A 12,171-nucleotide genomic window follows, 5' to 3' on the forward strand; every position below is an offset into this window, starting at 1 on the left:
TTTATAGTTTAACTCTCACGTGGCTGGAGAGTTTTGCAGATTATCGAAGCTATTGGCCAGTTATCAACTTTAGCAACCCGATCAACTGCTGTAAGGATTATAGTAGCTAGCACTCCGTCCTATTTAGCCAAGGATCAACAATGAAATTTTTCCAAGATGTTACTTGATAGCTACCATTGAGGTGCTGAGTTGAGCAACTTCAGAGCCAGTTGTTGTTCTATGGGTTGAGAAAATAAATATCCTTGAGCAAAATTACAGTTTAAACTTCTCAATTGGGCTAACTGTTCTTGTGTTTCGACACCTTCAGCGATCGCACTCATCCCCATTGAGTTGGCAATGCCAATCATTGCTGGTACTAACCCCATATTCTCTTTGTTATCCTGCATTCGTTTGACGAAGGATTTATCAATTTTAAGTGCATTTAAAGGAAAGCTGTGCAGGTAACTTAAAGAGGAATATCCTGTACCAAAATCATCCATAATTAACTTAATTTTTCGCTGTTTTAGTTGTTCAAGAATTATTTTGATCGCATCGGTATTTTCCATAATTACACTTTCGGTAATTTCTAATTCTAAATATGCCGGATTGATTTTATTTTCATAAATTATTCGGTCAATTTGTTCTACCAAATTCGGCTGTAAAAATAACCTTGCACTCAAATTAACACTCATAGTTAGAGGTTCTGGTGTCACTGGATAATGTTGCCAGATGCTTAATTGATGACAAGCTGACTGTAATACCCAAGTATTGATGGCATTAATTAAACCCGTTTCTTCGGCCACAGGAATAAAGTCTATGGGAGAAATCAAACCACGAATCGGATGTTGCCAGCGCACCAAGGCTTCAAATCCAGAAATTCTGCCTGTAACTAGGGAAATAATTGGCTGATAGTAAACGAGGAATTCTCGCCTTTCAACAGCCCTCCGCAGGTCATTTTCTAACTCTAAAAGCTGAATAGCTTCCTGATGCATTGCTGGATTAAAAACGTGATAGTTGGCCCTTCCTTGAGCCTTAGCCCGATACATTGCCGTATCAGCATCTCGCAGCAAATACTCTGGGCGATCGTAATCTTTATTGCCCCAACTAATGCCAATACTGGCATTCATAAATACTTCATATCTGGAAAGTTTAAAAGCTAGTGATAACTGTTGCAAAATCCTTTCGGCAACTTGGATTGCTATATTGATATCTGTGATATTTTCTAAGAGAATTCCAAATTCGTCACCGCCCAATCGTGCTAAAGTATCAACAGGTATGATACATGCTTGTAAGCGTTGAGCAATGGCTATCAGCAATTCATCTCCCACCGGATGACCAAGGGAATCATTGACAACTTTGAAGCGATCGCAGTCCAAAAAAAGTACTGCAAACTGATAACTAGATTCTTGTTTCGCCCGATTTAGAGCATTTTCTAGTCGCCTAATAAACAAAACTCGGTTTGATAATCCAGTCAGGGAGTCATGCAGTGCTATATCTAGCAGTTGACTTTGCAATTTCTGGCGAGAATGGATTTCTTGTTGGAGTTTTTGGAGAGTTTTTTCTAGCTCTCCAGTCCGCTGTTTTACCCGATGTTCTAGTTCAACATTTAGTTTCAATATTTCTAATCGTGCCGATCTCAATGCCAGTTGATTTTGCACACGCACTAAAACTTCTTGAAACTCAAAAGGTTTGGTAATGTAGTCTACACCACCGACTTTAAAGGCTTTAACTTTGTCAAAAACATCATCTAAAGCGCTAATAAAAATTACTGGAATATCGGCTGTTAGCTCCCAAGCTTTAAAGGTCTGGCAAATTTCATACCCATCTACTTCTGGCATCATGATATCGAGTAGAATCAAATCAGGTAATAATGTTTGAGTTGCCGTCAGTGCCATTTGCCAGTTCAAAGCTTTACGAACGTTATACCCTTCCCTTGTCAATATGGAGGATAAAACCCGCAGGTTATCCGCCATATCATCAATGATCAAAATATCTTTTTTATTAGGGTCTAAATGCTCGTAATTCATTCTAAGTTTGTTGTAGTCAATTCCATGATTTTCTCAAACTGGTAGTTATTTGCTAAATCCCTGAGAACTTGAAAAACTTGAGCATTATCTGATGGAATTTGCTTGAGTAACTCTAAAATCAGTTCATCGCTACAGCTGGCTGCGGCATAGTGAAGCTGTTGGAGCCACTCAGGTGACATTTGTGATAAATGGCCCAGGAGTTCGGCAACACTTACAAAAATCTGTGTAGCTTGATTGACAACTACTGTGTTTGTGGTTTCTACTTGATTGGTATATTTTAAACCCAGATGCTTGCTCAGTTTTTCCAATAATACTTCCTGTTTGAATGGCTTGCGAATAAAATCATCACAGCCAATGGACAAAATTTTCTGGCGTTCTTCCTCAAAGGCGCTAGCAGTTAGGGCAATAATGATTGTATTTGTATTGGAGCTATCTGGCATTGTTCTAGAGAAGTTATAAGGGGGAGCCAAAGTTGTTGGCATCCGCGATCGCAATGTGGACGTACCAGAAGGATCATTTTCTATGACACCAGTTGTTTCTGGTGTAGAAGACTCTTGGCGTACAACTTTGAGAGCCTCACCCTCGCCTGAGCCTGTTAACTCTTCTGCAAGGTATTGGCTCGCCGATGACACCAGTTGTTTCAATTTTGGGAACCTCCGCGACGTATTGGTTGTCCCATGTCCGATTTCTCTAGCTTTAATAATTCTTGTGGCTTCGTAACCGTCCATGACTGGCATTCGCATATCCATAAAAATCAAGTGTGGTTGCCAAGATTCCCAATTAGCGATCGCTTCACTACCATCTGTAGCTTCATTAACTTCAAAGCCGAGAGATGTGAGAATTTTAACTAGCAATATACGGCTTTCTTTGGAATCGTCAACTACTAAAATGCGGTATACTTTTTCACTAAATGCTAAAGCTCTAATTTGTGATTTAATTTGGTTTATCGGGATTTCTCTAGGGCAAGTTAGAGCAATCTGAACATCAAAGGCAAATGTACTACCGACACCAGGCGTAGTGGTGACAGTAATATCTCCTCCCATCAGTTGCACGTATTTACGGCTAATTGCTAAACCCAATCCTGTCCCTTGTTGGAATTTTCTACCGATTTCGGTTTGTTCAAAAGCCTCAAACAGCAAGTCAAGTTCTTGTGGGGCAATACCACAGCCAGTATCTTGTATCTCAAAGAAAAGAAAAGAGGGATAAGAAAGATTTTGCTCCCCCTGCTCCCCTACTCCCCTATTCCCCTGCTCCCCTGCCCCCACTCTCACCCGTAGCGTCACCCTCCCTCGATCGGTAAATTTGATAGCATTTCCCAACAGGTTGAGCAATACTTGACACAGTTTATTTTCGTCCGTTTCTATGTATTTAGGAATATCTGGCGCATATTCAAACAGTAATTCTAAATTTTTAGATGCAGCACGCAAGTGCAACATCTCTTCTAAGTTTTTCAACAAATGAATTAAGTCAAAGCTGCTGCAATTTAATGTGATTTTGCCAGCTTCGATTTTAGACATTTCGAGAATGTCGTTAATTAATTTGAGTAGATGTTCGCCAGCACGATTAATTATTGCCAAGTTTTCTTGATGTTCGCTAGATAGCGAATAATCTCGACTCATGACTTGGGTGAAACCAAGAATGGCATTGAGTGGGGTACGCAGTTCGTGGCTCATGTTAGCAAGGAATTCGCTTTTGGCGAGGTTGGCGGCAGCACTTCGCGCCGCTTCCCGAACTGCTGCTTGTTGTTCCTGTGCAGCAATTTTTTGCGATTGAATCAGTTCTTCTTGGGTGGTTTGCAGTTGCTCGATAACTTGCTGGAACTCTTCAGTACGTTTTTTTACTTGAGCCTCTAAGGTGCGATTGTATTCTGCTAATAACTTTTCTGTTTGTTTGCGTTGGGTGATATCAAAAAATGTGGCGATCGCAAAAGCAAGATTCCCTGATTCATCATAAATTGGCTTTCCTAAAATCTCAATGGGAGTAATCTTGCCACAACGGCGAATTTCCATATCATCAACCCTGGTGCTTTGCCCTTGTAATGCCCTTAAAATCGGCAGGCGATCGCTGGGGTAAAGTTGATCTGTCCCGGCAAGGTAAGCTTGATATACCTCTGACAATTCTTCGGTGTTAACTTGGGCGATTATTCCTTGACCGAGAATTTGCTGCCCAATCTGATTTGTATAATAAGGTTTACCTTCAGCATCGATGATAAGTACACCTACTGGCATGGCTTCTAAAAATTGAGTTAGCTGACTCTGATTATGAGATAGCGCCTCATTCAAAACTTGCATCTGGGCATTCTTTGCTTCTAAAGCACTAAAGGATGCTTGGAGTTGCTTTGCCATAGTTTCAAATGATTTGGCTAGTTCCCCCAGTTCATCGGAACGCTGAATGTCTGGTGTTTCCTCCCATTCACCTTGAGCAATTTTCTTCGCCGATCTGTTTAATTGTAAAATCGGCTTAATTACCCAACGAGCAGTCAAAATCCCAATTCTTGTAGCTACTAAAAAAGCAACTATGCACAGCAAAATAGTGATGCGGGTGTTGGCATTAATTTGCTGCATAAATTCGCCTTCGGGAATCACCGCCACAATTAGCCAGTCTAAACCCAGTTCGTCCTTCCAGCTTTTGACCTGTACAAAATAACGCATTCCATCGGTACTAAAACTTAGCTGTTGCTTCCCCCCAACAAACTTAAGACTGCCAAAGCGTTCGATCAAAGACTGTGTTGTGAGTTTAATTAAATGATTTTGACTATCTAATGCTGATAGACGTTTTCCTTTACCATTAACGATCATATATGGTGGCTCGCTAGTAGAAGAAGCCACTATTAACCCAGAACGTTCTAAAATAAAAGTTTTACCCGACTCTTTGACCTTTAACTTAGCTAAAAAATTGCCGATTTGTGACAACAGTAAATCAACACTAATTACCCCAACGAATTTGCGATTTTTATCGTAAACCGGATAGCTGGAAGATATGGATAAAATTTCTGGTTTATCTTCCCATTGATAAATTTGACTCCAAACTCGTTTGCCTATCTTGACTGGATCTGTATACCAAGCTTCTACGCGAGGATCGTAATTTTTGACTTCTTGTAAATGGCGGCAATTTCCTTGCTTGTCTGTAGGATAAACATAGAGTTTGCCCATACCATGCTTGGCGCTAACTTCATTAATTAAGAGCTGGCCATTATCTAGACGTTCAACACCGATAAATTCACCTTTGGGATTGGCAAAGCTGTTGTAGCCAACATTGAAAACCTGCATTTGTTTCCAAAAGTAATTACCGGTGGTTTGAAAGTCCGAAAGGTTAAGCAAACCTAGCTCAATCGCATCTAAGTTGATTTGATTAATTTGCTTCGGGGTTGTTAAATAGCTATCAAGATGCTGTTCAATGCGATCGCAGATTTCATTTTCTAATTGAGTAGCAAGCTCCCTTACCGCTTTTTGGCCGTTTTGATAGGAAAGATAGCCCACAAGTCCCACCGCACCACAAATTTGCAAGATAAAGGGCACAATCAGAACATATCTCAGGGGCATCTTGCCATAAACTTTGCCAACTAAGCGATTAAATGATTTGACGGGCTGAAGTTTGGATAACATTGTAGTTTTATTCTTCCCCAGCATCTACTAAGTGCATTTTGATATGCCAGCTATATTTTATACAAATATAATTGCGGCATATATTGCTTTTTATGAAAATTTTATATTCCTAGTATAAAACAAGACAAAATGCTTATACTTGTTTGACTGGCTGAATTCCTCCAATGCCTAATTTTCAAACTTTGCACAGGAGTAGTCCCCTATAGAAATCATCTACGTGGGTATGCCATCGCACCTGAATTTGCTCAGTTTTATCTGGCAATATTTCCACAAATTTTCTCAGATGAACTGAAATTTAACCAATAAGCTCCAGTATGCCATTCTAAAATTCAGGTCGCCATTGGCACCCAATCCTAAATTTAATTTTTAATTGCTGATGTGTTGATTTTCTGGACTGGAAACCCCTGGACTCGTACAAAAACTTATATTTAACTACAACAATTTTAGAATTGTCATGCAAATACACAGCATAAACAAAAAAATCCAAAAAAATTTACTTTGGATTGTTTATTTTGACGGGATATTAACTTTGTTGTATATTTATGTCAACTCGATCGCCGATTCGTAAAATTTTTCCGGCTGATGATGGGGGCAGTTGAGTATTAATACTCAATCTATAAAAGTGATTAAAAGGCGATGAAGCAACCCAATTTGGCAAAGTTGCTTGTCGCTGGGTTGTAAAGATTTTTTGAAAGTTTGGGTAAGCTTCCCCTAAGTAAGAATTGCGTGTTGGGACTATACAACGCTGACATGGGTTAACCCCAAAAAAGTCTACATCTCCCACTCGAAAAGAGACTAAATCACCTTGTTCGCTAAATAGCCGATCTTCCCAAAAAGCTGGTACACCACCAATCTCGATGTTGGCACGCATCCGACGGCGCATTTCATCTACACTTAAACCAGGAAACCAAGAAGCTACCTCTGTCAATGTGGCTGTACTAATTACCGTTGGGCCAAGTGAGTGTGTATCGTCAGGAAAACCCATCAAAGAGTTTTGTCCCAATGTGACAGTAAACTCAAAATAATCATTCAAAGTTGCTTCTAATGCTTGCCGTTCCTTATCTAGATGAAAAATTTGTTGTGAGTTGGCATCGGGGATTTGCAATGAGATAGTTCTATTTAAGAGTGCAAATTGTGCCCTTAGTAAATGGATTTTAGCATGACGCTTGCCATTGACAAATCTACCTTGTTTGTCAAAAATGGCAAACTCGCGGTCATACTGTAGTGCGCCACTGGCAAGAACTTTAGCGTTCTCAACTTCAACACCATCCAGTGATTTAACTGGATACAGTAAAATCTTAGCTAGGTAAGGCGTCACGTCGCTTCGCTCCAAATTCAAAATTCAAAATTCAAAATTCAAACATTTTAGACACCCATAAATAAATTTAGTTGCTCTGTATCCTTTTCGTTTTCGGTCATAGGAATATTTGGATTTGAGATTTGGCGAAAAGTCCTAGCATCTCGCAAAGAGCGAACTAAACTTTTCAAGACAGATTTTGGATTTTAGATTGGTGATTTAGTAGTCCCCAATCTAAAATCTAAAATTCTTTTGTTAACTATTTGAGCAATATTGTTTGTTAATTATGGATATACTGGCGATTTATCGATGCCGCCAACATGATTTAAAGGCCAGAAGCGAACTACAGCACGTCCAATAATATTCTGGCGGGGGACAACACCCCAACAGCGACTGTCATAACTACTGTTACGATTATCACCCAATACTAAATATGAATCGGCTGGTATAGTCTGGGGTTTGGCCAAAAAAGGTGGCTGTGGCCCTGATTGGCAAACATCAATAACTGTGGTTTGCCCAGAACTGAGGTAATTGGCTTCTGGGAGAGGTTTGTTATTGATATAGACTTTGCCATCCTTAAGTTGTATTTTTTCTCCAGGTAGGGCAATTATACGTTTAATAAAAGCATCTTGATATTGTTCTTTTTGTAGTTCTTTCGTCGGTGAAAATACTACTATATCTCCCCGCTGTGGGTCAGCAAATTTATACTTCAACTTATCGACAATAATTTTGTCTGCCTCCCACTGGTTTGGCGTACCATGCAAAGTCGGTTCCATTGATCCAGAAGGAATCCAGCGTGCTTCAGCAACAAAGGTACGAATTCCTAGAGCTAGAACAATGCTCAATACAATTGTTCTACCTAGCTCTGCGATCCAAGAATTATCGGGTTGTTGACTAGAATTGTTATCAGACACTTGATTATGCATGAAATTACTTAATTTAACGAAAGACGTAGGTAATTAACTCGCCTAGTGAGACTTTATCTGTTAATCTTAGCGGGAAAATTTTAATTTCCTAGTTATGTTTGCATCTTGACTACCAATTTTAGATTGTGGATTGGGAAGGAGGTATGAATTTAGATCAAGCTTCTAGATGAGACGCTCTCGCGTTCAACCCTATCTAATTGCAGTCCACCAAATCAGAGATTTTGTGGAGGACTTAAACTCCTGCTGCCTCTGTTGTTAAAAATAAACTTTTTTTTAAGGCGCGGCAAAAATTGGTTACTCCGATCGCGAATAAGTTTAACCTAAAAGCATGGTTTTCTGTAATACATAACTCACTGTCTAAACTTGGTTATCCCTATGTCATCTCCAAAAATGTTACTGATTCGCCGCGCTCGCATAATCTTACCCGATGGTGAACTGATGGTTGGGGATGTGTTGACGCGCGATCGCCAAATAGTCGAAGTTGCGCCAGAAATCTCCCAAACAGCACTAGTCACTGAAATTGACGCAGAAGGCTTAACTTTGTTGCCAGGAGTTATCGATCCGCAGGTGCATTTCCGGGAACCTGGACTAGAACACAAGGAAGATTTATTCACTGCCAGTTGTGCCTGTGCTAAAGGGGGAGTCACTTCTTTTTTAGAAATGCCCAATACGCGCCCCCTAACTACGACACAAGAGGCTTTAGACGACAAGCTAGAACGGGCCTCACACAAATCCTTAGTTAATTATGGCTTTTTTATTGGGGCAACAGCAGAGAATTTACCAGATTTGCTTTTAGCAAAGCCAACACCGGGAATTAAGATTTTCATGGGGTCGATGCATGGTCAGTTGTTGATTGATGGTGAAACAGCATTGGAGGCGATTTTTGCTAAAGGCGATCGCTTAATTGCCGTTCATGCCGAAGACCAAGCTAGAATCAACCAACGCCGCCAAGAATTTGCCAACATTCACGATCCAGCTGTTCACTCGCAAATTCAAGATAATCAAGCGGCGTTGCTGGCAACCCAACTAGCATTAAAACTTTCTCAAAAATATCAACGTCGGTTGCATATTCTCCACATGTCAACTGCCGAAGAAGCAGATTTGCTGCGTCAGGAGAAACCAAGTTGGGTGACAGCGGAGGTTACGCCACAACATTTGTTGTTAAATACTAGTGCTTATGAAACAATTGGCACATTAGCACAGATGAATCCACCTTTGCGATCGCCCCACGATAACGAAGTTCTCTGGCAAGCTTTGCGCGATGGCGTAATTGATTTCATCGCGACAGATCACGCGCCGCACACCTTAGAAGAAAAAGCTCAAGAATATCCCAATAGTCCTTCAGGAATGCCTGGGGTAGAAACTTCCCTGGCTTTGATGTTAACTGCGGCGATGGAGGGAAAGTGTACCGTTGCTCAAGTTGTGAACTGGATGTCTAAAGCTGTAGCTGTAGCTTATGGTATTCCCAATAAAGGAGCGATCGCCCCTGGTTATGATGCCGATTTGGTGCTTGTAGATTTAAATACATACCGCCCAGTCCGGCGCGAGGAACTTTTAACCAAATGCCATTGGAGTCCTTTTGAAGGCTGGAACCTGACCGGTTGGGCTAAAACCACTATTGTCGGCGGTGAAATAGTTTATGACAAAGGCCAGGTAAATACGCAAGTGCGGGGTCAAGCTTTAACTTTCTTGTAGCAAATATTGATTTAACCTTACTAAAACCCTGAATTTACAGCAACTACATAAGATATATTCCTCCCCAACCTTCATGCCAGATTGTGCAGGTGGGGTATTTCTGTACCTCACAACGTAGAAATTTGCTGTATTTCTAAGTGTTTCAAGTTAAATCATCACAAAGACGCGATAAATCGCCGTCTCTACGAAAGATTGACTATTGTAGAGACGGCGATTCATCACGTCTCTTGCCTTTCTTAAGTTGACACCAATACTACCGCGTACCCCCCTCTACAGAGAAGCAAGCTATAGGTAGTGTCTCGTAGAGAAGGCACTTCGTTAAAAAAAAACTTAGGTATTCTTCCAGTCGGATAAGTCGGACAAGTCGGATAAGAGTAAACAAGCTAATGGAATCGGATTCTGATTCATCTCATGATGCTTGTCCATAGAAAAATAATCAAAGAGAATTGCTATGTCCTTCAAAATTTTGGCTTTAGACGGTGGCGGTATTCGTGGAATTGTTGCAGCACGAATACTTAAACAAGTAGAACAAGAAATTAGAACTCAGGGAAAAGGAGAGTTTTTACACGAATATTTTGACATGGTTGCTGGTACTTCTACTGGTTCAATATTAGCAGGAGGAATTGCTCTCGGAAATGAGAGTGATGAACTCATGAAAATGTATAAAAATAGAGGTAAAGATATATTCCCTCTGGAGATAAAAGAGCGCTACAAAAACTTTCCATCCATCATCAAATCAATTATTGATGTATTTTCTCCATCTAAATATTCTCATGATGGAATTACTAGCGTACTCAAAGATGCCTATAAATCCACAAGAATCAAGGATATCGAAAAACCCATTCTTTTGATTCTTGCTTACGATACGCTATATCGCAACACAACATTTTTTACAAATTGTCATCCCGATTTAGGAGACAGATGGTACGATGACTGCTATTTATGGGAAATATGTACCGCTTCTGCCTCAGCGCCCACTTTTTTTCCACCATATAAATTAGAACCTGTAGATAAACAAAAATTTGGTGACTGGGAATTCCCACACATTGATGGAGGAGTTTCTGCTAATAATCCTGCTCTTGCAGCTTTGAGTTTGGCGATGAGGATTAGCCAGTCTTCAGTATCTCCAGAAATCAAGCAACAATATAAACTAGATAATCTGCGATTGGAAGATATTTCTATTCTTTCTATTGGCACAGGTCAAACTGGTGAACCATATCAATATAAGCAAATCAGCAAATGGAGAGGCTTAGACTGGATTAAAAATCTGACTAACATTTTTATGGAACCTACATCTGAGATTGATAGTACGATTTGCCGACAAATCATGGGTGGATATGAGTCTAAACGTTACTTACGTCTTCAGTTTGACTTAAATGAGACATTTAAACCTAAGCCGAAAGAGACTTATAAAGATCCTCGGATTGTATTATCTCCAGAAGAGCGGAAAAATAAATTTACAGGGGAAAAAGTTAGTGAAGAAATAGATGATACTAATTCCGAGATTCTTCAGCAGTTAATAGATACTACGTCTGCATTCATTGAGCAAGGTCTTACGTACTATACCAGAGACGATTCCGGTTCTCCGATAAAAAAGGCGATTGCGTCTTTTATTAGAGATAACTAGCGATCTGTGCCATTATTTACAACTGTCTACAATTGGTTGGGGTTTGAATACCCATCCAATTGATCCCTACGCCTTGTTCAAGGCTTTTTTTGGCTCGTTCCATCAGCTTAGATAATCAAGGAGCGATGCCTACGGCGGTAAACTACGCACGTAAGCTCTAGCAAGAACTGCCTTCTTCGATAAATTCTATAAATTGTATTTAATTTACTAATTAAAATTTGCTTTTCTGATAAAGTTTAGTAAAGTCAAGCTTTACCTCTTCTTTGTACTACTACTATCACATCGTAATAATACCTAAATTTTTTAATTAGTAATTAACGAGGAGAAGATATAAAAAAATTTTTAGCAACAAAATAGAATGTGTAATCCAATACATTTTTCTCAGCCCTGTTTTGTGTTGTTGCCGCAGTATTTCCCGAATGTTTTCCATGAGAACTGAGGCAGAGAAAATAATATGTTTTTAGACATTTTAGCTAGCCTGCAACGGTTATTTGTTGGTTATATTCCAGCCGCTGTATTGGGTAGTTTTATCGGATATTTCATCGGGATAAATAGCATGATTTATCAGCTATTTCGGCTGATATTTCAGATACCACATAGTATCCCTCCTATAGCTTTGCTACCTATTGCCCTAATAGCATTTCAAGAGAGTGATTCGGCTGCTATTGTAGTAGTTTTTCTGGGAACTCTCTGGACGATGATTATTAATACCGCAATAGGGATGCAGCATTTCAAGAGACAGAATAATAACTTTCGAGTAGCTATTTTTCATATATTTCATGCCTTGAAAGTTAGCATTTGGGTAGCTTGGTTTATCGTTATTGCCACAGAAATGTTAACAGGGCCAAGAGGACTTGGCTTTACCCTCTGGGATGCTTATAAAGCTGGCAATACTGATTATATAATCCAGGAAATCTTGTACATCGGTATTATTGGTTTTTTGCTGGATCAGTTACTAGATTTTGCAGCCTATATTCTCTCGCAAATGGTTTCAGATGGCAAAAAATCTTCTTAA

Annotated in this window: 7 protein-coding genes; 3 read left to right on the forward strand and 4 right to left on the reverse strand. The window is 39.8% G+C overall.

Going from position 1 to position 12,171, the window contains the following annotated elements:
• Positions 1-170: 170 nt before the first annotated feature.
• The 4 genes from HWQ43_RS09135 to lepB form a co-directional block, all read right to left on the reverse strand.
• Positions 171-2,006, reverse strand: a complete 1,836-nt coding sequence (locus HWQ43_RS09135) for an EAL domain-containing protein (protein ID WP_292732247.1) — start codon at positions 2,004-2,006, stop codon at positions 171-173.
• The gene (locus tag HWQ43_RS09140; protein WP_292732249.1) at positions 2,003-5,611 is read right to left on the reverse strand and encodes an ATP-binding protein; all 3,609 of its coding nucleotides are present in this window, start codon (positions 5,609-5,611) and stop codon (positions 2,003-2,005) included. Before HWQ43_RS09140 ends, HWQ43_RS09135 begins: the two co-directional genes overlap by 4 nt.
• Positions 5,612-6,134: 523 nt before the next feature.
• Positions 6,135-6,929 (reverse strand): MOSC N-terminal beta barrel domain-containing protein, encoded by a 795-nt coding sequence (locus tag HWQ43_RS09145; RefSeq protein WP_292732251.1) that lies wholly within the window; start codon positions 6,927-6,929, stop codon positions 6,135-6,137.
• A gap of 263 nt (positions 6,930-7,192) precedes the next feature.
• The gene (gene lepB, locus HWQ43_RS09150) at positions 7,193-7,834 is read right to left on the reverse strand and encodes a signal peptidase I (protein ID WP_292732253.1); all 642 of its coding nucleotides are present in this window, start codon (positions 7,832-7,834) and stop codon (positions 7,193-7,195) included.
• A gap of 375 nt (positions 7,835-8,209) precedes the next feature.
• Here lepB and HWQ43_RS09155 point away from each other — a divergent pair, with 375 nt between their 5' ends.
• The 3 genes from HWQ43_RS09155 (at position 8,210) to HWQ43_RS09165 (ending at position 12,171) form a co-directional block, all read left to right on the forward strand.
• Positions 8,210-9,529, forward strand: a complete 1,320-nt coding sequence (locus HWQ43_RS09155) for a dihydroorotase (protein ID WP_292732255.1) — start codon at positions 8,210-8,212, stop codon at positions 9,527-9,529.
• Between the two features lie 451 nt (positions 9,530-9,980).
• On the forward strand, positions 9,981-11,156 hold the full coding sequence (locus HWQ43_RS09160) for a patatin-like phospholipase family protein (RefSeq protein ID WP_292732258.1): 1,176 nt from the start codon (positions 9,981-9,983) through the stop codon (positions 11,154-11,156).
• Between the two features lie 454 nt (positions 11,157-11,610).
• On the forward strand, positions 11,611-12,171 hold the full coding sequence (locus HWQ43_RS09165) for a nitrate transporter (protein ID WP_099101952.1): 561 nt from the start codon (positions 11,611-11,613) through the stop codon (positions 12,169-12,171).

This window comes from Nostoc sp. JL31, from assembly GCF_017114965.1.
GTDB classification, from domain to species: Bacteria; Cyanobacteriota; Cyanobacteriia; order Cyanobacteriales; family Nostocaceae; genus Nostoc; species Nostoc punctiforme_A.